Below are 23,126 nucleotides of genomic sequence, written 5' to 3'. Positions count from 1 at the left end.
ATCACCTTACTTCGCCAAGACGGGTCTCATGCTGTACCTTTTGCTGGCGATTTGGCAAATTGCAAATGCTGCAGTTTTTCAGGGTTACGCATCACATAGATAGCCGTGATCTTCCCGTTCTCGATTTCGAGGGCGGTTGTTTGCGGCAGATCGTCGGACTCCATCGTCGCGAAACCATGCAGTCCATCAATGAGCCCCTCATGCAGCAATGTCGGAAGCTTGAATTCTGCGCGTCGCGAAATTCCTTCAAAGAACCGTGCGATATCTTGCGCCGTATGAATGGGATTGATGACCGAGAGCCTAACACCACCGCCATCTGCATACATGACGACATCATCGGCAAGCAGACTTTGAAGTGTCTTTGTATCTCCCGTGCGTGAGGCGTTGAAAAAAGCAGCCGCAATCTTGCTGCCTTGTTCATCCGAAACCGGAAAACGCGGCTTGGCCTTTTGCACGTGATTGCGCGCTCGACTTGCCAGTTGGCGGCATGTTGCAGCATCCCGTCCAATAGTGTCGGCAATCTGTTTGAAGTCCTGACCAAACACATCGTGCAGAAGAAATGCTGCTCGCTCAAGTGGCGAAAGCCGTTCGAGCGCTATCATCAGGGTCAGGGTAACATCGCCTTCGGGTTCTTCTTCAGTCGGATTGAATATTGGTTCCGGCAGCCAGTCACCTACATATTTTTCCCTGCGAACCCGGGCCGACTTCAGATGATCGAGGCACAGGCGCGTAATTATGCGGACAAGGTAGGCTTCTTCGTTACGCACCTCTGACCTTTCGGTCTGGTGCCAACGAATAAAGCCCTCCTGAACAATGTCCTCCGCCTCAGTAACCGAACCGAGCATGCGATATGCTATCCGGGTCAGTCGCGGTCTGAGGCGGCTGAACGTGTCGACCGTACTGTCAGGCTGCGACACTGGCTTTTGCTACCGGATGGATGGAGCGGAAGCCGATCGCGATGCGATTCCAGCCGTTGATGGTGACGATAAGCATGGTCAGCTTCACAATCTCCTCCTCCGTGAAATGTAGCTTCAAAACTTCATAATCACTGTCTGGCGCATGGGTTTGGGAGACGAGGGTCAATGCCTCTGTCCATGCCAATGCCGCGCGCTCACGCTCACTATATAGTGGCGATTCTCTCCAGCCGTTCAGCAAATAAATGCGCTGTTCAGTTTCCCCATGCTTGCGTGCGTCCTTGGAGTGCATATCAAGGCAATAGGCGCAGCCATTGATTTGCGATGCCCGCATCTTGACGAGTTCTTGCAGGCTTTTCTCGACGCCGTCGCTTTCAACGCTGTCACTCATGATAAGCATTGGCTTGATGGCGTCAAAGCTGATGGGGTTTAATCTGGCTTTCATGATCTTTCTCCTGTTCGGCATTTATTTGCCTGAACACGAGACGAGACAGCCCGTCCGGATGTGACATCGTTTAAAAAATATTTTGAAAAAGTCAGTCGCCGGTTACGAAAAAGCGCCAGCGACCCTTTGGCGTAATGCCCAAACGGTAGAACACATAGGTGCCGAACTGCTTCATTTCATCATAATCGCCTGCGGTCACGATTTGAAACATTTCAACTTTTTGCTTCGCATCAAGTTTGTCTAAAGGATAGGCGAAGAAGTACGGCCAGACATACAACTCATCTGCAGTGCCTGCATCAAGATGCACATAGCCGGATTCCAGCACATCCACCAGAATAGCCAGGATTTCCTGACCATCCGGATCACCTGCCTGGCTTTTCAGATAGGCGAGGGGGTCACCATCAACTTCAGTAAGCGAAAGCATGGTTACGTCATCGCCAGATCCGATAAGCGGACGCAGCGCATCAATATTGCCAGATTTTGCAGCTTCCAGGATCAGCTGGTGCATTTTTTGCACCGGAAAGGGCAGTTTGCTGAGATCATATTGGACCTCAGGAGTTTCTGCACCATCCTTGGCATTCGGCATTGCCGGATTGGTCGCTTTGGCAGTGCCCTCACTATCTTCTGTAGCTGGCTCGGCCGGTGCTGCAGCGGGCTTTTCTGTGGCGGCCGGAGGAGGTGTATGTGTTTCACTCGCGGGCTGATTGCTGTTTGGCTGTGTGGGTTCCGTTGCCTGCGGCAATTCTTCTTTCTTGAGTTCGCTTAACGCGAGCTGTACCGGGTTGCTTGAGCCTGAAGACCATGCAGGTATGCTTAACGCGCATACCGCAGTCGCCAGCATAAAGACTCTGGCGAAGGGATAAGCGGAAAGGCGCTTTTCAAGCATAGGTGTCACCCGGAATTGAACTACTGCAGAATGCGATTCGTCGAAAACTCGCCAGCAGCAATACGTTCGCGCAAAGCTTCGATCAAGGCCAATGCGGACACTTCCCCGTTATCACGGATTAGCTCAACCAATGCAGTCGCAAAAGCGGCTTCCGCCATGATCTCCGGTTCGATGCCCTCGAGCGTACCATCAGCCCAGACTTCATTCTGATATTCGATCGCTACGAGTTTTTTCTCTTCGGCAACCAGCTTATCGAGATCTGTCGAGGTCATGTTCATGGTGTACCATCCTTGGCCGGAGCCAATTCTTAAAGTGCCGCTAAACAATACCATAGGTTTTGCTTAAAATGCGGTTCATTGGCTTCAACAGTTAAAGCCTGGTTAATTTCCATAGCCCGATACGATCTCGGAAGAAAGCTTTGTTCCTTCCTGCTCATAGCGGTCAATCGCCGCAATTGCCTGACTGGTACAGGTCGAATAGGTCTCGTTAAAGGTCCGGTATCCTCGATTGAAACTGGCAATCAGGCGGGCTTTCCGTACGGGATCAGGATTTTCTGCCAGCAGAAGCGCGTCCATCCTGTCGCGCCACTGGCTGCTGCTCTCGCCGCATATGTTGCGTAAAGAATGGATGGAGCCCAAGACCTCTGCAAGTCTTATCAGTTTGGTTTCGTAAAGCGGATCAATTGCATGGGCAGGTGCCGTGCGCGCGATAGCCGTCAATGCCAATATGATAAACGCTATTCGCCGCACAAAACTGCCTTGAGCTGAAATCCCCAAGCCTTTGTCACCCGAAAGCAAGGCAGCTTCAAGGCATGTGTGGTTAATACCCTCAGCTTTTAAAGTCCTGTGCGAGTTCTCTGGCGACATCCAGCACGCTTTCGGTGACATCGAAATGCGCCATCTCTTCTAGCCGGAGCCAATGGACCGCTGCAGCATCGTCAGCTGCAATTCCCTCACCAAAGAAGTCATGGGCACGGAAAACAGCAAGACGAAAGGGTTTGGGGGCGGGAAATTCCGGTGTGGAATAATCGAATGTAACTGTTGTGAGGTAAGTTACCATTGCAGCAACAATACCGGTTTCTTCCTGCAATTCCCTTATTGCGGCCTCTTGTGGTGTCTCGCCATCTTCCCGCCTTCCGCCTGGAAATGCCAGCCAGCCCTTGGAAGGTTCGCGACCTCGTTCAACCAATAGAAAAGCACCATCGCGGATACAGACGGTTGAAACGCCATCAACAGTTGCGGAAAGGGGAATTTGGTCCATATCAAAGCGGTAGGCGCTGAAACTCGATTTGACAAGATGGTGCTACTTGAGCAAGTGGTTCGAGTGCGGAAATTCTGCCGGCACAAAAGCAGGTTAAAACATGTGTGGACGTTTTTCACTCCTCGGAACTCCAGAAGAAATCGCAGCCTATCTTGCGCTCATGGAGCTTGAGGATTTCCCGCCACGCTTCAATATTGCTCCAACGCAACCGATTCTTATGGTGGTTAGTGGCGAAACACCGCCTCCCGGCAGCAATCGCTCTGACCGCCGGGCGCTGCTTGTCCGGTGGGGCTTCATTCCAGGTTGGGTGAAAAATACTGCTGATTATCCTTTGATGATCAATGCGCGATCCGAAACGGCGATTGAAAAAGCATCCTTCAAGACAGCCATGCGGCATCGCCGTGCTCTCATTCCAGCGTCCGGATTTTATGAATGGCGACGTACCGGCGACAAAAAATCCCAAGCCTATTGGATACGCCCCCGCAATGGCGGAATTGTTGCGTTTGCAGGCCTTTATGAACCTTGGGCGAATGCGGAAGGTTCAGAGATGGATACAGGCGCAATTTTGACCACTAGCGCCAGTGAAGATATCCGGCCCATTCACGACCGTATGCCTGTCGTCATCGAGCAGAAGGATTTTGCGCGGTGGCTCGATTGCAAAACGCAGGAGCCGCGCCACGTCGCTGATTTGATGAAGCCCGCACAGGCGGATTTCTTCGAAGCCATTCCAGTATCGGACAAGGTCAACAAAGTTGCCAATAGCGGTCCAGACATTCAGGAGAGGGTGCTGGAAAATTTGAACGATCCCAAAAAATCTGCTCGCACCAAGCCCGTAGAAGCTGATACGCAGATGAAACTATTCTAATCCGCTCCAACCAATCATCAGGATACCTCGCCGAATGTTCTCAGCCGCACTATCCGGATTTCTTCTTGGCGCGTCGCTGATCATCGCCATCGGCGCTCAGAACGCTTTCATATTGCGTCAGGGTTTGCTGCGGGAACACGTCTTCATCTTGAGCTTTATATGTGCCTTGTCTGATGCACTGCTTATCACGGCTGGGGTGGCAGGTCTGGGGACGCTGATTGCCCAGTCGCCCAAACTTATTTCAATCGTTACCCTCGGCGGGGCAGTATTTCTTTTCTGGTACGCCTCAGTGGCGTTCAGGCGCGCTTTACATCCCGAAGCGATGCAGGCTGCTCGCGCAGGCAGTGGGTCATTGAAAGTCGCCATCGGCACAGTGCTTGCGCTGACTTTCCTCAACCCTCACGTCTACCTTGATACGGTGGTTTTGCTCGGCGGCCTTTCGGCGCGCTTTGAAGGAGCCAACCGCGCGGCATATGGCGCTGGCGCGGCGATAGCGTCTTTCGTCTGGTTTTTCGGCCTCGGCTATGGCGCGAGGCTTTTGCAGCCGGTCTTTGCCAGGCCTGCTGCCTGGCGTGTGCTTGACGTCATCATCGGCCTGGTGATGGCCGGTATAGCAATTAGTCTGTTAGTCCGTTTCCTGAACAATTGAAGCAAGCTTCAAAGGCGGACGCTGGCGGATGGAATTGAGAACGGCAGCCTGAATGGCAGCGGGTCCGATCGCGCGGTATTGTGAGGCAAGGTGGTCAGCAAAGATGCTTTCTCGCGGCTTGGCTGTTTGTTGTGTCGGGATCATCAGTCTGGTCCTTTGATACAGGGGACTATTCCCCTTTATTTCGAGGCTCAGGAATCCCGGTCAAATTGGCCGGAAAAAAGGCACTTTCCGGGAGGATTTTAGGCTTTCCGGTTAATTTGCATTAACGATTATGATCCTGACAAATATGCCACACAGGGATTGCGGTGGCAGACGCTTGACGATTGCCACGCGCTCAATCATAAAGACGCCCATGAAAACGTTGCCAGTCACGATTATTATTACCTGTCGGAACATTATCAGCTAGCGCTTGCTGGCCCGGCCGTTTTCATCTCAAATTTTCAGTACCAAAGATGCGAATAAGCCGGTCAAGCGACCCGTCCGTTGATATCGTCTATTCTTGAACCTGAACATTGAGACGACCCATGCCGCATCACATCAGCCTCTACAATACACTGACCCGTTCGAAGGAAAGTTTCGAACCAATCGATAATAAGAATGTGCGCATGTACGTCTGCGGACCGACGGTCTATGACTACGCTCATATCGGTAATGCCCGCCCGGTAATCGTATTTGACGTATTGTTCCGGTTGTTGCGCCACACCTATGGCGAAAATCACGTTACCTATGTGCGCAACATCACGGATGTGGACGACAAGATCAACGCGCGTGCCGCTCGGGATTTTCCAGAGCTTCCCTTGAACGAGGCTATCCGCAAAGTCACGGAAGCCACAAATGCCCAGTTTCAGGCGGATGTCACTGCTCTCGGTAATCTGCAGCCATCGTCCCAGCCCCGCGCGACAGAATATATCGCCGAGATGGTCGCGATGATTGATCGTCTGGTAGAACGCGGCGTTGCCTATGTGGCTGACGGGCATGTGCTGTTTTCGCCATCTGCAATGAATGCTGCAAAGGGCCCGCGCTATGGCTTACTGGCACGCCGCTCCGCCGACGATATGCTGGCTGGTGCGCGTGTCGATGTTGCATCATACAAGCGTGATGAAATGGACTTCGTGTTGTGGAAGCCCTCAAAGCTGGACGAGCCAGGTTGGCCATCACCGGCAGGAATCGATGGGCTGGGCCGTCCCGGTTGGCATATTGAATGCTCTGCCATGTCGATGGCCAAGCTTCTGGAGCCATTCGGGGGCGGATTGCAGTGTGATGATCCCATGAAGAATGTCTTTGATATTCACGCGGGCGGCATTGATCTCGTCTTTCCGCACCATGAGAACGAAATAGCGCAGTCGTGCTGCGCATTCGGCACGGAACGCATGGCAAATATCTGGATGCATAACGGTTTTCTTCAGGTCGAAGGCCAGAAGATGGCCAAGAGCGTCGGCAATTTCTTCACCATCAATGAATTGTTGGAGACAACGACGTTCGGTGACCGGAAGTGGCCGGGTGCTGTGCTGCGCCTTGCCATGCTGATGACCAATTACCGCGAGCCGATCGACTTCAGCATAAACCGGCTGGAGGAGGCAGAAAACATTCTTGCAAAGTCGCGGGAATATGCTGGCTCTGCGGCAGTCGGATGGATACCCGATGAAGCTCTGGAGATATTGTCAGATGACCTCGCGACGCCGGGTCTTATCAACTGGCTGGCATCTGCTCGCAAATCAAAGTCGTTGGACCCTGCTGCGTACAAGGCAACGTTCGCCTTGCTTGGAATCGATCTGAGCAGTGATGCTGAAGAAATGTCAGCCGAATTCGTTGCTGAAATCGAGGCAAAGGTTAAACAAAGGCTCGATTTGCTGGGTGCCAAGGATTTTGCTGAGGCAGACGCCATCCGTTATGAATTGCTGGAAAAAGGCATTCAACTGAAGGACGGCAAGGATGCCGCTACTGGTGAGCGGGTGACAACCTGGGAGGTGAAGAGGTGAGTTTGGACAACAGACCAATCTACACCGGCGGATGTCAGTGCGGCGCTGTGCGTTTTCGCGTCGAAGGCGCGCTGGGAAAACCATCCATCTGTCATTGCCGAATGTGTCAGAAAGCATTCGGCAACTTCTTTGCACCGCTTGTTTCAGTGACCAATTCGGATTTGAAGTGGACTCGCGGTGAGCCAAAGCGTTTTCAGTCTTCCAATCATGTAAAACGCGGCTTCTGTTCTGAATGCGGAACTCCACTCACTTACGAAGCGCCTGATGGCATAGCGCTTGCCATCGGCGCATTTGACGAACCGGAAGACCTCGCGCCGACTGTCCAATGGGGGCTTGAGGACAAGCTTCCATACGTTGATACACTGCATGATCTCCCGGGATATACCTCGGAAAGTGATCCGGACTCCGTGGAGTTTGTTAAAACGATGAGATCGTATCAGCATCCTGATTATGATACGGACGAATGGCCTGTGAAAGAGACGGGCAAATGACCAAAGAACGCATTTATCTTTTCGACACGACTTTGCGTGATGGGCAGCAGACACCCGGGATCGATTTTTCAGTCGAGGACAAGAAAGTCATTGCTGCAATGCTTGATGAGTTTGGCTTTGACTATGTCGAAGGCGGTTATCCCGGCGCAAACCCCACGGATACGGCTTTCTTCGCGGAAAAGCGGACAAACAGCGCAAAGTTTGCTGCATTCGGCATGACAAAGCGCGCTGGCGTCTCTGTTTCCAATGATCCGGGTGTCGCCGCGCTTATCGGCTCATCAGCCGATACAGTATGTTTCGTTGGCAAAAGCTGGGACTATCATGTTCGCGTCGCGTTGGGCTGCACAAACGAAGAGAACATTGAATCCATCGACGCATCTGTAAAAGCAGCCGTCAATGCCGGCAAGGAAGCCATTGTCGACTGCGAACATTTCTTCGATGGTTACAAGGCGAACCCTGACTATGCTTTAGCATGTGCGAAAACCGCTTATGATGCAGGCGCACGATGGGTCGTCCTTTGCGATACGAATGGTGGCACGCAGCCTGCCGAGATAACGCAAATTGTTAAAGCAGTTACAAAGCTCATTCCGGGCGACCATCTCGGCATTCATGCGCATAATGATACGGAACAAGCTGTTGCTAATTCGCTTGCCGCAATCGATGCAGGCGTTCGCCACGTTCAGGGCACCCTCAATGGCATCGGTGAGCGCTGCGGCAACGCCAATCTCATAACAATTATCCCGACATTGATGCTCAAGCCTGCGTGGGCGGACCGGTTCGAAACGGGTATAAGCCTTGAAAAATTGAAAGGCCTGTCGCGCCTGTCACGCAGCTTCGACGAGCTGCTTAACCGTGCACCGAATGCACAAGGCGCGTTTGTCGGCTCATCGGCCTTTGCCACAAAGGCCGGTATTCATGCCTCTGCCTTGATCAAGGAACCGGCTACTTATGAACACGTGCCGCCGGAAACGGTCGGCAATCGCCGCAAGGTCATGATCTCGGATCAGGGCGGTAAGTCGAATTTCATCAACGAGCTTGAGCGGCGGGGCATACCCGTCAGCAAGACTGACCCGCGGCTTGATACGCTGATCTCGCTTGTCAAAGAACATGAAGCGGAAGGTTACGCCTATGAAGGTGCCGATGCGAGTTTTGAACTGCTCGCAAGGCGTACACTCGGCACCGTGCCGGAGTTTTTTAAGGTGGATTCTTTTCGCTGTATGGTTGAACGCCGCTTCGACTCCAACGGGAATATCAAGACTGTTTCGGAAGCTGTTGTCCGCATGGAAGTCGATGGTGAAATGCGCATGTCAGTGGCGGAAGGCCACGGACCCGTGAACGCACTCGACTTGGCCTTGCGAAAGGATATGGGCAGTTATCAGGATGAGATAAACGATCTCGTTTTGGCGGATTTCAAGGTTCGTATCCTCAATGGTGGTACCGAGGCGATCACCCGCGTTCTGATCGAATCGACGGATTCGAGCAATGTGCGCTGGTGGACTGTCGGCGTATCCGACAACATCATAGATGCGTCTTTTCAGGCGTTGATGGACTCCGTAGTCTATAAACTGATGAAAAATCGCGATCTTGCTGGCAAAATTGCAGCGGAATAATCAATTCTGCTTAGAAAAATGATCAAAACATCAAACAGCTTGATGTTTTGATCAGGCGAATTCAATGGACGCAATGCAGGCTGACCGCTAGGACTTCGCACCATGAGCGAACAAGCAAAAATGAATGCCGCAATTGGTGCCGCGCCTTTGCCGGGCATGTCCGATGGTAGGAAGGGCTTTATTTTCGCTCTCTCCGCTTACCTTCTATGGGGCATTCTTCCATTCTACCTGAAAACGGTCGCACATATGCCCGCGCTTGAAGTCGTGGCGCATCGCATTGTCTGGTCCGTTCCGATTGCGGGTATCCTGCTTTGGTGGCTTGGCTTGTTCGGCGATCTCAAGATCGCTTTGACCACGCCGCGTATGCTGGCGATGGCCACACTTACGGCCTGCCTTATCACTATTAACTGGGGCACTTATGTCTGGGCGATTGGCTCCGGCCATGCGATTGATACGGCACTGGGCTACTACATAAACCCGCTGGTCAATGTTGTTCTCGGTGCAGTGTTCCTGAGTGAGCGCCTCTCCAAGCCGCAGATGGTCGCCGTTGCGCTTGCAGCCTGTGCCGTAATCCTGCTCACGGTCTATTCAGGCGGACTGCCATGGATATCGCTGGTGCTCGCTTTCAGCTTCGGCTTCTATGGTTTCTTCCGCAAGACCTTGCCGATTGGCCCGACCCAAGGTTTCATGCTGGAGGTTCTGATCCTTTCGATCCCTTCACTTGCCCTTATCGGCTGGACTGTCATGCAGGGTACGAGCCACTTCGTGCATGGCAGTGCCCATGATATTGGCCTGTTGCTTTTTGCAGGTCCGGCAACTGCAGTGCCCCTTATCCTTTACGCCTTCGGTGCAAAGCTGCTCCGCTACACCACCATTGGCCTTATGCAATATATCGCACCAACCATCGTATTTTTGAGTGCGATCTTCGTGTTCGGTGAGCCGTTCTCGCACATTCAGTTCATAGCATTCGCTTTAATCTGGTCAGCCTTGGCGATTTATACGTGGTCGATGCTGCACGACGCACGAAAGGCGCGTATTGCAGCTCAGCTAACGCCGTGATCCGCCGATCTTGCGGACAAACAGATAAACCATCACCGAGATAAACAGCGCCACAAAAGCCACTATCCAGAAGCCGTGCGGGCTTTCCAGAAATGGCAGTCCGCCGGTGTTCATGCCAAAAAGGCCGCTGATAACAGTAGTCGGCAGCAAAACAGCTGTCATGATCGACAATATGTAAAGAAACTGATTCGACTGATCTGACAGCTTTGCCATCAGTTCGTCCTGCAGCAGCCGGGCACGTTGCTGCAACTGCTCGCCTTCCGCGTGCAGTGTCTCCGCTCTGCGTGACAATCCTTCGATCAGATCATCCAGTTTTTCTGGAAAGGCACGCCGGTCGGCATGGTCTATATGCCGGAAAAGACTTGTCGCTGCGGTAAGATGGCGATGAAAAAGTACAATCTGGCGTCGCACAGGCACAAGCCGTTCGCGCTCACCTTGCCAGTTTTCACCAACGATATGATCTTCGATTGCGTCCAGCGTCTCTGAAAGCTTGGCGATTTCCGCTTTCAGCAACTCCAGAAAGCGTCTGAATATGGCATTGAACAGATCAAGAGGCGTCTCAAGCCTGATTTTGTCACGCAATATGGACTGCCTGACATCGTCGACCGACTGCAGTGGATACCTGCGCCCGCTGATGAAAAGCTTGTCGTTCAAGGCGAACCGGAAATAGCCAAGTTTGCCCGCATCACCATAATGCTCATGCTGCAGATCAGGAAGCTCGCCGAACAGCCAGCCGTCTTCATAGCTAATCTGATATTGATCACCGGCAGCGAGCAGGGTTTCCTTCACAGCTTCCGGAATTTCGGGGTGAATTTCCAGATTGCGTTTCGCACGGACGTCTACCAGTGCGTAACTTTTCCATGCCCAATTCGTCTGTGTAGCGGACTTGGTGACAAGCGCACCATCAAAGTCAAAGTCATGAATGATGACGAAATCATCTGTCTTGAGTGAAGCAGATTTGGGATCGAGCGCGTCCATAATGCTGATCCCTTCATCCTGTCAGAGCCGTTCGATTATAGCTTCGTTGCCTTCCCGATCACCCTTTGACGCAGCATTAAGGATCGCAGGAACAATATCTTCGGCTTTGTCTACCACAATCGGATTGACCAAATGTGACGTATGAACAAATCCTTCGGCCTTCATGTGATCGATCAAGGCCAGCATTGGATTCCAGAACCCGTTAATATTGGCGAACACCATTGGCTTCCTGTGGCGGCCGAGTTGCGCCCAGGTCATGATCTCTACGATTTCTTCAACTGTCCCAATACCGCCGGGGAGGGTAACAAAGGCATCAGAGCGTTCAAACATTTTGTGCTTACGCTCATGCATATCTTCGGTGACGATCAATTCCGACAATTGCTGCAGGGAATGTTCGGTCGCTTCCTTGTTCATAAGGAATTTCGGGATGATACCTGTAACTTTACCGCCGGCAGACATGACGCCGTCTGCAACTGCGCCCATTATGCCCTTGGTGCCACCACCATAGACAAGCTCAAGCCCGTGTTCAGCAATCGAATTGCCAAGCAGCTTGCCGCTGTGTTTGTAAATGGGATCACGGCCCGGCGATGAACCGCAGTAAACACAAATGGATCGAATCTTGCTCATGTATTATTTGGTGCCTTTTGCTTCGCCCACAGTCAAGCGCGACAAATCGGGACACCCTACCGCTTCATCTAGATAAAAGGTATAATAGGCTGAATTTGCGTCGTTTCTTGTAGAGGAGCATAAAAGACGCTAGAGCAAAAAGAAGAAGAGGGTAAAAAACAATGCTCAGCACACGATTAGCATTATTGGGGTTCAGTGCCGTTGTAGCGGCGGGTCTGGTCGCGCTTTATGTGGCAGATATTTCAGGTAAAATAGGGTCTGATAGACCGGCAGCTATCGCCGATATTGATACATCAGCAAAACCCGCAACACCCGCCGTGCCCGCGACACAACCTGCACCCGCCGCGCAAGATGCGCCAACGCAGCAGGCGGCAATACCGCAGGCCGATCCGGCACCTGCACCAGCAACTGCCAGTGCTCCTACTTTTGATGTGCTGCGGGTCGAGCCCTCGGGCTCTATCGTCATTGCTGGCAAGGCTGCTCCCAACGCAAGCGTTGATCTTCTTTCACGCTCAAAAATCATCGGCACCACAAAATCCAATGACAGCGGTGATTTTGTAATCGCTCTCGATGATCCATTAAAGCCGGGCGATTATCAGCTCGTGCTGCGTTCTACAGGAACCAATGGGACTGCAATGACTTCGGTTGAAACGGCGATTGTCTCTATTCCCGAGACCAAGACCGGACAGGTTCTGGCTCTTGTTGAGCAATCAGGTCAGCCAAGCCGCATGATTACGACCCCCGAAGCCACGCTTGCACCCGATGCAGCACCAGCCATCGCTACAGCTGCTCCAAAAGGCGACAAGCCAGCCGTTCAGCCAGCTGTAAAAGCGAGAATTGCTGTGGAAGCTGTTGAAATTGAAGGTAATAAACTTTTCATCGCGGGAACTGCGGAAGCTGGTTCAACAGTAAAAGTATATGCAAACAGCGATCTGCTCGGCTCGACCATGACGACGCCAGAGGGGCGGTTTCTGGTGCAAACTGTCAAGGAACTGGCTGTCGGCGATTACATCGTGCGGGCTGATATGCTTGCAGCAGATGGAGTGACTGTCCTTGCAAGATCGGCAGTCCCATTCAAGCGTGAGGCAGGCGAGCGTGTTTCGGCGGTTGCGCCTGCACCTGCTGCCAATGAAGCGGCGGCACCCGCAGTTGAGAGCACGACAGCGCAAGTCGCCACGGGCGACGCGACAGCTCCCCTGCAAAGCGTCGAGGGTTCGGTCATCATCCGCCGTGGTGATAATCTGTGGCGAATTTCACGCCGCACCTATGGCGAGGGTGTGCGTTACACCACCATATATCTTGCCAATAAAGAGCAGATAAGAAACCCGGATCGCATTTTCCCGGGACAGGTTTTCGCGTTGCCGGAAAAAGACAAGCCGGCGATTCAATAGAAAGATTTGCTTCAAGCGCAGGTTTTTACGCAAAACATTTGCAATAGTGTTGCATCGAACACATATATCGTCTATCGACGATGAACGATGACTTGCCAGAAAATCCTTGAAGATATTGAAACCGCGCGCGTACTGGCGGCTCTTGCCCATCCAGCACGATTGCGCATAGTCCGCCAGCTATCTTGTCGTGATGCATCATGCTGCAAAGATATCGTTGCTGGTCTTGACCTTGCTCAGTCAACTGTTTCGCAGCATCTCAAGATTTTGGTGGAAGCCGGTTTGGTTCGTTACCGTCAATCGGGTCAAAGCTCGCATTACAGCATTGATCCGGCGGCATTTGCTCGCGTCGCGAAGCTTGTAAACAATATGGCGCAGCTCTGCTGCCCGCCAGAGAAAAGCGTTCCATCGCAGCCGCAAGTTCGGCGCGAAAACGTGTTTGAGGATTAGAAGTGCCCGATAAGACCGTATCTTCAGAGTCCGGAAAGACCCTCCAGACAATTCGCAACTTGTGGCCTTATATGTGGCCATCAGAACGTCCTGATCTGCGCATGCGCGTCGTATGGGCAACTTTTTACCTCATTATCTCCAAGGTCGTGCTGATCCTCGTTCCCTATTTCTTCAAGTGGGCGACCGATGCGCTAAACGGCAAGTTGGAGGTTTCCGAACTGCTGCCAGTTTTGCTCATCGGCCCGCTTATGCTGGTCGCCGCCTATAATCTCGCGCGTATTGTGCAGGCCGGGCTCAACCAGTTGCGCGATGCGCTTTTCGCCAGCGTTGGGCAATATGCCGTCCGCAAGCTCGCCTATAAAACCTTCGTGCACATGCACCAACTGTCCCTGCGCTTTCATGTGGAGCGACGCACGGGTGGGCTTTCGCGCATTATCGAACGTGGAACCAAGGGCATTGAAACCATTGTCCGTTTTACGATCCTCAACACGGCACCGACAATCATCGAATTCTTGATGACTGCTGTGATTTTTGCAGTCACATATGGCTTATCTTACGTGGCGGTCGTGGTTGCCACGGTGTGGCTCTATACGTGGTTCACAGTGCGCGCCAGCGATTGGCGTATCAATATCCGTCGCGATATGAACGAGTCCGATACCGACGCCAATTCCAAGGCGATAGACTCACTGTTGAATTTCGAGACAGTTAAATATTTCGGCAACGAGACCATGGAGGCTACCCGCTTCGATGGTGCAATGGCGCGATACGAAGTCTCTGCCACCCGTATCTGGACGTCGCTTGGATGGCTGAACTTCGGTCAGGCGGTGATCTTCGGCATCGGCATGGCCGTGATGATGATCATGTCGGGCAGGGAAGTCATGGCCGGTACGCAAACGATTGGCGATTTTGTTTTCATCAATGCCATGCTGATGCAGCTATCCATTCCGCTCAACTTTATCGGGTTCATATATCGCGAAGTGCGTCAGGGATTGACCGACATTGAACAGATGTTTGATCTGCTTGATGTCGAACAGGAGGTAATGGATAAACCCGATGCCAAGCCATTGGTTATCGATCATGGCACTGTCCGCTTTGACAATGTGCAATTTGCCTATGACCCAAAACGGCCAATTCTGAAGGGCGTCAGCTTCGAGGTACCAGCAGGCAAGACAGTCGCAATCGTTGGACCATCTGGTGCAGGCAAGTCGACACTATCACGTCTGTTGTTCCGTTTTTACGATATCCAAAATGGCTCCATCAGCATCGATGGGCAAGATATCCGCGACGTAACCCAGGAAAGCCTGCGCTCTGTTATCGGCATGGTGCCGCAGGACACAGTCCTGTTTAATGATACGATTGCCTATAACATCCGTTATGGCCGCATAAGCGCCAATGATGAGGAAATGCGTAACGCTGCAGAACTTGCGCAGATTGGGCCGTTTATCGATACTTTGCCTGAAGGCTATCAGGCCATGGTCGGCGAACGTGGGCTCAAGCTTTCCGGCGGTGAAAAGCAGCGTGTCGCCATTGCGCGGACGATCTTGAAAGCACCACCGATTCTCATACTTGATGAGGCTACCTCTGCTCTCGACAGCGCTACGGAACACGAGATCCAGTCTGCGCTCGATCTGGTCAGCCGCGACCGCACGACGCTGGTTATTGCCCATAGGCTTTCAACGATTATCGGCGCTGATGAGATCATCGTTTTGAAAGATGGTGTCATTGCTGAGCGCGGTACGCACACCAGGCTTTTGAAGATCAAGGGCCTTTATGCTTCGATGTGGAATCGTCAGCGTGAAGCGACAGAGGCCGAAGAACGTCTGCGCCGCGTACAGGCTGAGGATGATCTTGGTGTTGTTGTCCGTGGAAAGCCTGCTCTGCCAGCGTGAATGGTTTGCTCCGGCTGCCAATCTCCGATATGAACGCGCAAACTCGTTGAAAAATAGCCGTCTTGTTACGACATGACAGGCGGCACTAAACGACATTTGATGCTGCTAAATCAGGGATAGATGAATGAGCCTCGTTGATACGATCCGCAATACCTTCGTACCCATACACAAGGAAGGCTATCCGTTCATCGCGGGTTTCGCCGTTGCGACACTCATCCTTGGCTATCTCTGGGGACCGCTATTCTGGATCGGTTTGATTCTCACCGCGTGGTGCATTTATTTCTATCGCGATCCGCAGCGCGTAACACCAACCGACGACAAGCTTGTGGTAAGCCCAGCTGACGGCCTCGTTTCTGCAGTCGGTCCAGCAGTGCCACCGCGGGAACTTGGAATGGGCGATGCGGAGATGACCCGCATTTCTGTATTCATGAACGTGTTTTCCTGCCACATCAACCGCGCGCCCGTGCGTGGGAAGATTTCTACCATCGTTCACAAGCCCGGTAAGTTCCTGAATGCCGAGCTTGATAAGGCGAGTGCCGAAAACGAACGCAATGGGCTGGTAATCGAAAGCCCGAACGGCGAAGTTGCGGTTGTGCAGGTTGCTGGTTTGGTTGCCCGCCGCATTGTATGCTGGGTCGACGAGAACAATGCAATTTCCATCGGCGAGCGCTTTGGCCTGATCCGTTTCGGTTCGCGTGTTGACGTTTACCTGCCGCAGGGCTTCGTACCTCGCGTTGCCGTCGGCCAGACTGCCGTCGGCGGTGAATCTGTTCTCGCTGAATTTGGCGGCGTGCCAAACGCTCCGCTTGTCCGGATAAGCTGATCAATGTTGCCAGAAACGGAAACAGACCCATTGTTTGACGAGAATCGTCAGAACGTCGAGCCGAAAGGCGCGCGCATTCCGATGCGTTATCTTGCGCCTAATGTCATTACAGTTCTGGCGATATGTGCGGGACTGACAGGCATAAGGTTGGCTTTTGAGAACAGGTTTGAGCTAGCCGTTTCGATGGTGCTGCTTGCTGCATTTTTGGATGGTATTGATGGCCGAATTGCCCGGATGATGAAGGGATCGTCCAAGTTCGGTGCACAAATGGATTCGCTTGCTGATATCGTCAATTTCGGTGTTGCCCCGGCCTTGGTGCTTTATGCCTATATGCTGGATCAGGCTCGGTCCTTCGGTTGGATTGCGGCACTGCTTTACTGCATTGCCTGCTGTCTGCGGCTTGCCAGATTCAACGTGATGCTTGACGTTGTGGGCAAACCTCTTTGGCAGAATAATTTCTTTACCGGTGTTCCGGCACCGGCTGGCGCGATGCTTGTCATGTTGCCTGTATATCTCGGTTTTCTCGGCCTCGTACCTACGCGCACATTTGCTTTTGTTGCCGCCGCTTACACTGTCGGTGTTGCGGTACTGATGATCAGCCGCCTGCCGGTTTACAGCGGCAAGGCAGCGGGAACCAAACTGCGTTCCGATTGGGTCATGCCGACATTCCTGTTCATTGTTGTCTATGTTGCCTTCCTGATGAGCTACACTTGGGAAACGCTGACCCTTACCACCATTGTTTTCTTTCTCTCGCTGCCTTTCAGCTACAGAGCCTGGAAACGCTTTGAAGCCGCGGATGCTGCCGCTGTCCCGACAGAGGAAGAGGCGACGGAAGCCTCTTCCTGAGACCAAGCCGGTCGGGTCATTCACTCAAATGCTTACTGAAGAATGCGAGAATGTCGGCATTGAACTGCTTGTGAAATGCGACGCGATCAAAGCCCGGATCGTCGCTACAAAGCTCTGTATCGCCTGATTCAGCCGCGAGTTTTGCAAAATCAGAAGTGCAGGGAGGCAGAAATGAGAAGTGGTTGGATTTTGGCACAGACTGAAAATCAGGCTTCGTTGACATATTGCGGATGATATTTGCAGTGTCTTCGGGCGAAACTCCATCCACGCCACGCTCTGAGCCCCACAATTGAACGGGGACGGATATTCCTTTTAAACCTTCGGCAGTAAAGAGGCTTCCACCTGCGGGATCCACAATAACAGCGGCCTTGATGCGGGCATCACTTTCCATTTCCACGACGGAACCCGCTTTGATCTGCTCGCAAAAGCGGTTGCCAGGGTAGATCGGGCAATTATTAAGCAGCAACTTCCAGTCGGGCTTCCCGCCAATCATTGCAAGTCCCGTATTGCCGCCTCTCGAAAAGCCAAACACACCTATACGCGATGCATCGATTTGATTTGCGTAAGATCCGGGACCAACAAGATAATCGATCAACCTTTTCATGTCGGTAGGACGCTGTGTCATGGCGGCGATGTCGCCAGGATCGCGGGTTTTGGACTGACCGCTATCGCGCGGATGGTTGATCGCGGCGACGACAAATCCATTATCTGCAAGCATTTCAGCAAGTCCGTGATAATTGCCTATCCATCCGCCTACGCCGTGCGAGATGACTATAAGCGGGCGATTTTTGCCACTCACGGGGCAGTCTTTCACTGCCAGTGAATAGTCGAATCCGATGTCCACTTTTTCCGGTTTGCCGTTGCATGGATACCAGACTGCTCCAGTCAGTGTCGGCCCGTGATTGTCAGAAGGTATTTCCATGAATTTCAATCCGGCAGACTGGGCCTGCTGAAAAGTGGTGCATGTGGCAAATGCGAGGAAGGCCGCTACTTTAAGAGCTTTCATGATTGGAGTTCCATCTTGTTAATTGCGGATGTTTCGGCGGGATTCTCAACGGATGGTCGCGCGGACGTAATCGCTCGTGATGTCGATTGAAGGTTTCGCACCGGGTGTGTTGGTAAGTTTGCTGTCGATGAAAGATGCTTTGGCATTCACCGCATAGCTGATCGGTGTGTCTTTCAAAAAGCTGAACGTGGCATCTAGCGCGCGAGAATCCAGATGGATCGTTTCGCTATTGCTGCTTCGGTCAAACCGAACATCGCTGCGTACCGCGTCGCCTTTGATATCCAGTTTGGAGACATAGCCATCCAACGAAAAGTCCGCAGCATTCCCACGGATGTGAATACTGCGATAATCGCCGGAGAAATGGGCAAGTAGTGCATGTTGTTCGATATCGATGTCAGCGCCCTTGGGCAGATTGACGATAATCCGAACCTCGCAATCTGAGACGCTAAGAAGTGGAGTCTCAGTAACGTCAATCGTTAATGTCTGATCTTTGATTTCAGTTGTTGTTTTCGTATCGCAGCGGTTCGAGAACCAATTGGAATACCAACTGGCAAGCCAGCTTGTCCGAGTGCCTGTGACAGTCGCGGTATAGGCAGCTGTGTTTGAGGTGGTGAAATCCACACGGCTGCTGTCGCCGGTAATATTCACCTGCTTGATTGCGGTCACATCCAATTGGGCTGCAGTTTCAGCTTGTGCCGCAACGGGTGTGAGAGTGGTGAAGAGCAGGATAAGTGAAGCAAAAAATCCCGGCATTTTGATCTCCTTGAAGTGCGGCGCTTGGATTAGCGCCAACAGCAGGGAGCGGCATTGCTTGGATATTTTCGACCTTGATCATAATTCAGGTCGTCCGCGATCACGATTAAGGTCATATTGAGCCCAAGTCTCATGCGGAACTGACGTATGCTTTTTGTGCCATTGCCCTTTGTTGTCGCCCTGTTGCTTTTCATACTGCTGATCCAAATGATCCGGCGGCAGGACGAAGGAGGCTCACACCCGTTTTTTCTGGCTTGGCTGATCGTCGCTGCTGTACAATCGGTCGTTATCGGAGTGCGCTGGGGTTACGACCTTGTAGAAATTTTGCCGCTTCAGGCGATATTGGCCGCTGCCGCCCCGACACTCGCGTGGCTCAGTTTTGATAGTCTGCGGACTGAACGACCGCCTTCACAGCGACCCTATCTGTTGTTGCATACCATTCCGACATTGCTGGTTGCCGGTTTCGTAGCGTTCTGGCCGGACCCCATTTCACTGACGATCATTCTGATTTTCCTGGGTTATGGGGCAGCACTTGTGCAGCTCGCCTGGGCTGGCCCCAACGTGCTTGGCGCGTCACGACTGGATGGTGTCATCACATCCTATCGCGCGTTGCAGTTGACTGCTTTTTCCACTGTGGGCTCAGCTGTGATCGATCTTTTGGTAACTTTCGACTTTGCCGAAACGGGAGGCATCTATTCCGGTCGTATCGTCGCTATAGCCAACATTATTGGCTTGCTGGTGCTTGGAACTGCCGCAACCGTCGCAGGTGCCAGTCAACCGGCAGTTGATGAAAGCGTGGAAGAGGCGGTGCTATCCAGCCAACCAACATCGGATGATGCAGCGGTTGCCACAGCGCTCGATGAGTTGATGCAATCGCGTCAGCCATATCGCGATGTTGATCTCAACTTAAACCGGCTGGCACGGAAAATGGGGCTTTCAGTAAGGCAGGTATCCAACGCCATTAATCGCGTCAAAGCGATGAGTGTTTCGCAATATGTCAATGATTATCGCGTGAAGGAGGCTTGCAAACTTCTTGCAGAAACCGATGAGCCCATCACCCGCATCATGTTTGATGCAGGCTTTCAAACCAAGTCAAATTTCAATCGGGAGTTTCTGCGTGTCACCGGTATGAGCCCTAAAGCGTGGCGTGCCCGAAACAATCATCTCGACGAAACCAATATTATTCGCCTCGCCGGTTAACCGGGATTATTGTAGCTGAGCAATTTGCCGGAGCGCACATTGTAAAGCTTGCCGGTTTCATCGATGGCCGGATCGCAGAGCAAGGCAATCTTTGCAGCAACCTCGGCCGGCGTTGGCAAGGTATCCGGATCTTCGCCTGGAACAGCCTGCGCACGCATAGCGGTGCGCGTCGCACCCGGGTCGACTGAATGGACCCGCAATTTTGTCTGTCTGGTTTCCTCGGCCCAGCTACGTGCAAACACCTCAACGGCAGCCTTGGAGGCGGCATAGGGAGCCCAATAGGCGCGCGCTGAATGGGCAACGCTGGAAGAGAGCAACAGAGCCCTCCCGGCATCAGAAAGCTTCAGCAGAGGGTCTGTTGTCCGTATGAGCCGCCAGACGCTGGAGACATTTATTGTCATCAGCTTGTCGAACACTTTGGCTTCGACATGGCCGATTGGCGAAATGGTGCCCAATACGCCAGCATTAGCAATCATGATATCGAGCTTGCCCCAGCGCTCATGGATCGATCCGCCCAGACGGTCGATGGCAGGCAGGTCGGTCAGGTCAAGCGGAACCAGCGTTGCCGAGCCACCGGCCTTGGTGATTTCGTCATCCAGTTCTTCGAGTCCGCCAACTGTGCGGGCAACGGCAATCACATGCGCGCCACGTCCGGCAAGTTCTTTTGCAAGGTAATAGCCAATGCCACGCGATGCGCCGGTGACAAGCGCAAGCTTGCCGTCCAGCCGAAAACTGCCGTCAGAAATCATGAAGAGAACTCAACCGTTATTTGCGAGAAGCGAAAACTGACGAACATTGTCCGGACCATCCTTGTCGAGGAGGCGGGTCGGATAGTCACCAGTAAAATAGTGATCGGTGAACAGCGGAGCGCGGGCATCACGCGGTGCTCCGCTCACTGCCTTGTAAAGCCCGTCAATTGACAGGAAAGCCAGTGAGTCTGCGCCGATATAAGCGCACATTGCATCCAGATCAGCATATTGGTTTGCCAACAGCTTATCCGCGTCCGGCGTATCGATGCCGTAAAAGTCCGGGTGGAAAATCATCGGGCTGGCGACGCGAATATGTACCTCGCTGGCACCGGCGTCGCGGATCATCTGAACGATTTTCACTGAAGTAGTACCGCGAACAATGGAATCATCCACCAGCACAACACGTTTGCCTTCAATAACGGCGCGATTTGCGGAATGTTTCAATTTCACGCCAAACGCCCGAATGGACTGTGTTGGCTCGATGAAAGTGCGGCCGACGTAATGATTGCGGATAATGCCGAGTTCGAACGGAATACCGCTCGCTTGCGCAAAACCGATTGCCGCCGGTGTACCGCCATCCGGAACAGGAACGACAACGTCCGCCTCAAGCGCAGCTTCCCTGGCAAGGTTGATGCCCATATTCTTGCGGGCAGTATAGACATTGCGGCCACCGACAATGGAATCAGGGCGGGCAAAGTAAACATATTCAAACAGGCAAAGACGTTCGCGTTTTGGATTTTGCGGCTTGAAGGAATCGATACTGATCGAGCCATCAGCCTGAATTTCGCAAACCACAACTTCGCCGTTCTCGATGTCACGAACAAATTTTGCACCGATGATATCCAGCGCACAGCTCTCAGAAGCGAAGATTGGCTTGCCGTCGAGGTCACCCATCACGAGCGGGCGAATACCGATAGGATCGCGCGCAGCAATCAGCTTGGTACGGGTGAGGGCGAGCATCGCATAACCGCCCTCCATCTGGCGGATAGCGTCAATGAAGCGATCGCTGGATGAAGTGCTGCGCGAACGGGCGATAAGATGCAGCACAACTTCCGTATCGGAATTGGACTGGCAGATAGCGCCATCGGCAATGAGCTTGCGGCGCATTGTCAAGCCGTTGGTGAAATTGCCGTTGTGGGCAATGGCAATGCCGCCAATTTCCAGTTCAGCAAAAAGCGGTTGGACGTTGCGCAGCGCTGCATCACCTGTCGTAGAGTAGCGAACATGGCCAATAGCCCGATCGCCAGGCAGCTGGGCTAATGTAGCAGGGTTGGTGTAGTGGTCGCCAACAAGGCCCATACGGCGCTCTGAGCAGAACTGATTTCCGTCGTAGGAAACGATACCCGCTGCCTCCTGGCCGCGATGCTGTAGCGCATGTAGCCCCAAGGCTGTCAGCGTCGCCGCATCGGAATGCCCCAAAATGCCAAACACACCGCACTCTTCATGCAGTGTGTCATCATCGAGGGACATCAATTGGTTATCGTCACGAGAAATGTCGGTCATTACCGCCAGCCCTTCCGCCCCAAGATAACTTGGGATCGAGTCAATTGTGCCTAGTTTGTATTATGCCACACTATATGGGGTATTACCAAGCAAACCCCAATAGCGGAATTGACGCAGTTTCATGCTTTTTGCCTGATTACTCAGGAGTTGTGCCTTCCGGCGGAATGTCTTCCTTCGGTTCAGCTGTCGTTGTTCCGTCCGGTGCGGCATCCGTTGCCGCAGGTGTGCCAGGTTTCAGACGCTTGAGAATGGTCGATTCCGGATCTTCCGGAAGCAAAGCGACCAGCTTTGCACCAAGTTCGTCAATCATCGGCTTTGACTTGGCCTGCGCTACCCAGGCAGGCTGATTTTCTGTGACGAGCCAGTTGAAGAACAGCATGGCGACCACAACGAGAAGAACGCCGCGCGCTGCACCAAACAGAAAGCCGAGTGTGCGATCCAGCGCACCAATGCGGCTATCGATGATGAAATCTGCAATTTTCATCGTGATAATGGAGACGACAATCAGCGTGACAATGAATACCAGACCGGCGGCAGCAATCTGCGCGATTGTTTCATTGCTGATATAGGGTGCCAAAAAGGGCACGACAGGCTTGTAAAACAAATAGGCTGCGACAGCTGCAGCAGCCCAGGACACAACGGAAAGCACTTCGCGCGAAAAGCCGCGGACCATGGCAAGGACCGCCGAGACGAGGGTGATGCCCAATAGTATTCCGTCAAGCAACGTTATCGGCATTTCGTTTAGTCCTCATA

At 52.8% G+C, this 23,126-nt stretch carries 26 protein-coding genes; 12 read left to right on the top strand and 14 right to left on the bottom strand.

Annotation, left to right across the window (positions count from 1 at the left end; all coding sequences use genetic code 11):
• Positions 1-26: 26 nt before the first annotated feature.
• The 6 genes from PMI41_RS22120 to PMI41_RS22095 form a co-directional block, all read right to left on the bottom strand.
• A complete protein-coding gene (locus PMI41_RS22120; protein WP_040856374.1) occupies positions 27-917 on the bottom strand; it encodes a sigma-70 family RNA polymerase sigma factor in 891 nt (296 codons plus the stop codon).
• Positions 904-1,359, bottom strand: a complete 456-nt coding sequence (locus PMI41_RS22115) for a carboxymuconolactone decarboxylase family protein (protein ID WP_008128587.1) — start codon at positions 1,357-1,359, stop codon at positions 904-906. The genes PMI41_RS22120 and PMI41_RS22115 overlap by 14 nt, the downstream gene beginning before the upstream one ends.
• 91 nt (positions 1,360-1,450) lie before the next feature.
• Entirely contained in the window at positions 1,451-2,245 is a 795-nt protein-coding gene (locus PMI41_RS25520; protein WP_244423990.1) for a hypothetical protein, read from the bottom strand.
• A 20-nt stretch (positions 2,246-2,265) separates the two neighbouring features.
• Positions 2,266-2,523, bottom strand: a complete 258-nt coding sequence (locus PMI41_RS22105; protein ID WP_008128585.1) for a hypothetical protein — start codon at positions 2,521-2,523, stop codon at positions 2,266-2,268.
• A 102-nt stretch (positions 2,524-2,625) separates the two neighbouring features.
• Positions 2,626-3,132, bottom strand: coding sequence for a TIGR02301 family protein (locus PMI41_RS22100; RefSeq protein ID WP_008128584.1), 507 nt, complete (start codon positions 3,130-3,132; stop codon positions 2,626-2,628).
• Positions 3,074-3,505: an NUDIX domain-containing protein gene (locus PMI41_RS22095; protein WP_008128583.1), complete on the bottom strand. Its 432-nt coding sequence runs from the start codon at positions 3,503-3,505 to the stop codon at positions 3,074-3,076. Before PMI41_RS22095 ends, PMI41_RS22100 begins: the two co-directional genes overlap by 59 nt.
• A 100-nt stretch (positions 3,506-3,605) precedes the next feature.
• Here PMI41_RS22095 and PMI41_RS22090 point away from each other — a divergent pair, with 100 nt between their 5' ends.
• Together PMI41_RS22090 and PMI41_RS22085 are read left to right on the top strand one after the other, a co-directional pair.
• The gene (locus tag PMI41_RS22090) at positions 3,606-4,370 is read left to right on the top strand and encodes an SOS response-associated peptidase (RefSeq protein ID WP_008128582.1); all 765 of its coding nucleotides are present in this window, start codon (positions 3,606-3,608) and stop codon (positions 4,368-4,370) included.
• A gap of 34 nt (positions 4,371-4,404) precedes the next feature.
• On the top strand, positions 4,405-5,019 hold the full coding sequence (locus tag PMI41_RS22085; protein ID WP_008128579.1) for a LysE/ArgO family amino acid transporter: 615 nt from the start codon (positions 4,405-4,407) through the stop codon (positions 5,017-5,019).
• Here the strand turns inward: PMI41_RS22085 and PMI41_RS25135 are convergent.
• A complete protein-coding gene (locus tag PMI41_RS25135) occupies positions 4,996-5,163 on the bottom strand; it encodes a hypothetical protein (protein ID WP_008128578.1) in 168 nt (55 codons plus the stop codon). The genes PMI41_RS22085 and PMI41_RS25135 overlap by 24 nt on opposite strands.
• Before the next feature lie 383 nt (positions 5,164-5,546).
• Here PMI41_RS25135 and cysS point away from each other — a divergent pair, with 383 nt between their 5' ends.
• The 4 genes from cysS to rarD all read left to right on the top strand — a co-directional run bounded on the left by cysS (position 5,547) and on the right by rarD (position 10,161).
• The gene (gene cysS, locus PMI41_RS22080; RefSeq protein ID WP_008128577.1) at positions 5,547-7,001 is read left to right on the top strand and encodes a cysteine--tRNA ligase; all 1,455 of its coding nucleotides are present in this window, start codon (positions 5,547-5,549) and stop codon (positions 6,999-7,001) included.
• A complete protein-coding gene (locus tag PMI41_RS22075) occupies positions 6,998-7,492 on the top strand; it encodes a GFA family protein (RefSeq protein WP_008128576.1) in 495 nt (164 codons plus the stop codon). The genes cysS and PMI41_RS22075 overlap by 4 nt, the downstream gene beginning before the upstream one ends.
• Positions 7,489-9,102: a citramalate synthase gene (cimA, locus tag PMI41_RS22070; RefSeq protein ID WP_008128575.1), complete on the top strand. Its 1,614-nt coding sequence runs from the start codon at positions 7,489-7,491 to the stop codon at positions 9,100-9,102. Before PMI41_RS22075 ends, cimA begins: the two co-directional genes overlap by 4 nt.
• 120 nt (positions 9,103-9,222) lie before the next feature.
• The gene (rarD, locus tag PMI41_RS22065) at positions 9,223-10,161 is read left to right on the top strand and encodes an EamA family transporter RarD (RefSeq protein ID WP_348225809.1); all 939 of its coding nucleotides are present in this window, start codon (positions 9,223-9,225) and stop codon (positions 10,159-10,161) included.
• Here the strand turns inward: rarD and PMI41_RS22060 are convergent.
• Together PMI41_RS22060 and PMI41_RS22055 are read right to left on the bottom strand one after the other, a co-directional pair.
• Positions 10,150-11,139 (bottom strand): CorA family divalent cation transporter, encoded by a 990-nt coding sequence (locus PMI41_RS22060; RefSeq protein ID WP_008128573.1) that lies wholly within the window; start codon positions 11,137-11,139, stop codon positions 10,150-10,152. The two genes, rarD and PMI41_RS22060, sit on opposite strands and share 12 nt — an antisense overlap.
• A gap of 21 nt (positions 11,140-11,160) precedes the next feature.
• Positions 11,161-11,766, bottom strand: coding sequence for a TIGR00730 family Rossman fold protein (locus PMI41_RS22055; RefSeq protein WP_008128572.1), 606 nt, complete (start codon positions 11,764-11,766; stop codon positions 11,161-11,163).
• A 161-nt stretch (positions 11,767-11,927) separates the two neighbouring features.
• On the opposite strand from PMI41_RS22055, the gene PMI41_RS22050 reads away from it, so the two are divergent.
• The 5 genes from PMI41_RS22050 (at position 11,928) to pssA (ending at position 17,162) form a co-directional block, all read left to right on the top strand.
• Entirely contained in the window at positions 11,928-13,157 is a 1,230-nt protein-coding gene (locus tag PMI41_RS22050; RefSeq protein ID WP_008128570.1) for a LysM peptidoglycan-binding domain-containing protein, read from the top strand.
• An 87-nt stretch (positions 13,158-13,244) separates the two neighbouring features.
• The gene (locus tag PMI41_RS22045) at positions 13,245-13,604 is read left to right on the top strand and encodes a metalloregulator ArsR/SmtB family transcription factor (protein WP_008128568.1); all 360 of its coding nucleotides are present in this window, start codon (positions 13,245-13,247) and stop codon (positions 13,602-13,604) included.
• 71 nt (positions 13,605-13,675) lie between these two features.
• Positions 13,676-15,493, top strand: coding sequence for an ABC transporter ATP-binding protein/permease (locus PMI41_RS22040; protein ID WP_086003546.1), 1,818 nt, complete (start codon positions 13,676-13,678; stop codon positions 15,491-15,493).
• A gap of 124 nt (positions 15,494-15,617) precedes the next feature.
• Positions 15,618-16,316 carry a phosphatidylserine decarboxylase gene (locus PMI41_RS22035; protein ID WP_008128565.1) on the top strand — a complete coding sequence of 233 codons (699 nt, stop codon included), beginning with the start codon at positions 15,618-15,620 and terminating at the stop codon, positions 16,314-16,316.
• A gap of 3 nt (positions 16,317-16,319) precedes the next feature.
• Positions 16,320-17,162 (top strand): CDP-diacylglycerol--serine O-phosphatidyltransferase, encoded by an 843-nt coding sequence (gene pssA / locus PMI41_RS22030; RefSeq protein WP_008128563.1) that lies wholly within the window; start codon positions 16,320-16,322, stop codon positions 17,160-17,162.
• A 16-nt stretch (positions 17,163-17,178) separates the two neighbouring features.
• Here the strand turns inward: pssA and PMI41_RS22025 are convergent, their stop codons facing one another.
• Together PMI41_RS22025 and PMI41_RS24405 are read right to left on the bottom strand one after the other, a co-directional pair.
• On the bottom strand, positions 17,179-18,168 hold the full coding sequence (locus tag PMI41_RS22025; RefSeq protein WP_008128561.1) for an alpha/beta hydrolase: 990 nt from the start codon (positions 18,166-18,168) through the stop codon (positions 17,179-17,181).
• A gap of 45 nt (positions 18,169-18,213) precedes the next feature.
• Complete coding sequence (locus tag PMI41_RS24405) at positions 18,214-18,921, bottom strand: hypothetical protein (protein WP_008128558.1); 708 nt, start codon at positions 18,919-18,921, stop codon at positions 18,214-18,216.
• Between the two features lie 147 nt (positions 18,922-19,068).
• Here PMI41_RS24405 and PMI41_RS22015 point away from each other — a divergent pair, with 147 nt between their 5' ends.
• Positions 19,069-20,121 (top strand): AraC family transcriptional regulator, encoded by a 1,053-nt coding sequence (locus PMI41_RS22015; RefSeq protein WP_008128556.1) that lies wholly within the window; start codon positions 19,069-19,071, stop codon positions 20,119-20,121.
• Here the strand turns inward: PMI41_RS22015 and PMI41_RS22010 are convergent.
• The 3 genes from PMI41_RS22010 to PMI41_RS22000 all read right to left on the bottom strand — a co-directional run bounded on the left by PMI41_RS22010 (position 20,118) and on the right by PMI41_RS22000 (position 23,109).
• Complete coding sequence (locus tag PMI41_RS22010) at positions 20,118-20,870, bottom strand: SDR family NAD(P)-dependent oxidoreductase (protein WP_008128554.1); 753 nt, start codon at positions 20,868-20,870, stop codon at positions 20,118-20,120. The genes PMI41_RS22015 and PMI41_RS22010 overlap by 4 nt on opposite strands.
• A gap of 9 nt (positions 20,871-20,879) precedes the next feature.
• Positions 20,880-22,373, bottom strand: a complete 1,494-nt coding sequence (gene purF / locus PMI41_RS22005; protein ID WP_008128552.1) for an amidophosphoribosyltransferase — start codon at positions 22,371-22,373, stop codon at positions 20,880-20,882.
• 136 nt (positions 22,374-22,509) lie between these two features.
• Entirely contained in the window at positions 22,510-23,109 is a 600-nt protein-coding gene (locus PMI41_RS22000; RefSeq protein ID WP_008128550.1) for a CvpA family protein, read from the bottom strand.
• Positions 23,110-23,126: the final 17 nt, after the last annotated feature.

This window comes from Phyllobacterium sp. YR531, from assembly GCF_000282595.1.
GTDB lineage: Bacteria > Pseudomonadota > Alphaproteobacteria > Rhizobiales > Rhizobiaceae > Phyllobacterium.
The sequence above is the reverse complement of the archived record's forward strand: the minus strand, read 5'-3'. Positions and strand labels throughout refer to the sequence as shown.

Excerpts from the sequence above, each read along its gene's own strand:
- PMI41_RS22015 (WP_008128556.1), top strand. The coding sequence starts at position 19,069 with ATGCTTTTTGTGCCATTGCCCTTTGTTGTCGCCCTGTTGCTTTTCATA.
- PMI41_RS22095 (WP_008128583.1), bottom strand. The coding sequence starts at position 3,505 with ATGGACCAAATTCCCCTTTCCGCAACTGTTGATGGCGTTTCAACCGTC.
- PMI41_RS25135 (WP_008128578.1), bottom strand. The coding sequence starts at position 5,163 with ATGATCCCGACACAACAAACAGCCAAGCCGCGAGAAAGCATCTTTGCT.
- purF (WP_008128552.1), bottom strand. The coding sequence starts at position 22,373 with ATGACCGACATTTCTCGTGACGATAACCAATTGATGTCCCTCGATGAT.
- PMI41_RS22085 (WP_008128579.1), top strand. The coding sequence starts at position 4,405 with ATGTTCTCAGCCGCACTATCCGGATTTCTTCTTGGCGCGTCGCTGATC.
- PMI41_RS22010 (WP_008128554.1), bottom strand. The coding sequence starts at position 20,870 with ATGATTTCTGACGGCAGTTTTCGGCTGGACGGCAAGCTTGCGCTTGTC.
- PMI41_RS22050 (WP_008128570.1), top strand. The coding sequence starts at position 11,928 with ATGCTCAGCACACGATTAGCATTATTGGGGTTCAGTGCCGTTGTAGCG.
- PMI41_RS22040 (WP_086003546.1), top strand. The coding sequence starts at position 13,676 with ATGTGGCCATCAGAACGTCCTGATCTGCGCATGCGCGTCGTATGGGCA.
- PMI41_RS22035 (WP_008128565.1), top strand. The coding sequence starts at position 15,618 with ATGAGCCTCGTTGATACGATCCGCAATACCTTCGTACCCATACACAAG.
- PMI41_RS22115 (WP_008128587.1), bottom strand. The coding sequence starts at position 1,359 with ATGAAAGCCAGATTAAACCCCATCAGCTTTGACGCCATCAAGCCAATG.
- PMI41_RS22100 (WP_008128584.1), bottom strand. The coding sequence starts at position 3,132 with ATGTCACCGAAAGCGTGCTGGATGTCGCCAGAGAACTCGCACAGGACT.
- rarD (WP_348225809.1), top strand. The coding sequence starts at position 9,223 with ATGAATGCCGCAATTGGTGCCGCGCCTTTGCCGGGCATGTCCGATGGT.
- PMI41_RS25520 (WP_244423990.1), bottom strand. The coding sequence starts at position 2,245 with ATGCTTGAAAAGCGCCTTTCCGCTTATCCCTTCGCCAGAGTCTTTATG.
- PMI41_RS22045 (WP_008128568.1), top strand. The coding sequence starts at position 13,245 with ATGACTTGCCAGAAAATCCTTGAAGATATTGAAACCGCGCGCGTACTG.
- PMI41_RS22055 (WP_008128572.1), bottom strand. The coding sequence starts at position 11,766 with ATGAGCAAGATTCGATCCATTTGTGTTTACTGCGGTTCATCGCCGGGC.
- pssA (WP_008128563.1), top strand. The coding sequence starts at position 16,320 with ATGTTGCCAGAAACGGAAACAGACCCATTGTTTGACGAGAATCGTCAG.
- cimA (WP_008128575.1), top strand. The coding sequence starts at position 7,489 with ATGACCAAAGAACGCATTTATCTTTTCGACACGACTTTGCGTGATGGG.
- PMI41_RS22105 (WP_008128585.1), bottom strand. The coding sequence starts at position 2,523 with ATGAACATGACCTCGACAGATCTCGATAAGCTGGTTGCCGAAGAGAAA.
- cysS (WP_008128577.1), top strand. The coding sequence starts at position 5,547 with ATGCCGCATCACATCAGCCTCTACAATACACTGACCCGTTCGAAGGAA.
- PMI41_RS22025 (WP_008128561.1), bottom strand. The coding sequence starts at position 18,168 with ATGAAAGCTCTTAAAGTAGCGGCCTTCCTCGCATTTGCCACATGCACC.
- PMI41_RS24405 (WP_008128558.1), bottom strand. The coding sequence starts at position 18,921 with ATGCCGGGATTTTTTGCTTCACTTATCCTGCTCTTCACCACTCTCACA.
- PMI41_RS22090 (WP_008128582.1), top strand. The coding sequence starts at position 3,606 with ATGTGTGGACGTTTTTCACTCCTCGGAACTCCAGAAGAAATCGCAGCC.
- PMI41_RS22000 (WP_008128550.1), bottom strand. The coding sequence starts at position 23,109 with ATGCCGATAACGTTGCTTGACGGAATACTATTGGGCATCACCCTCGTC.
- PMI41_RS22060 (WP_008128573.1), bottom strand. The coding sequence starts at position 11,139 with ATGGACGCGCTCGATCCCAAATCTGCTTCACTCAAGACAGATGATTTC.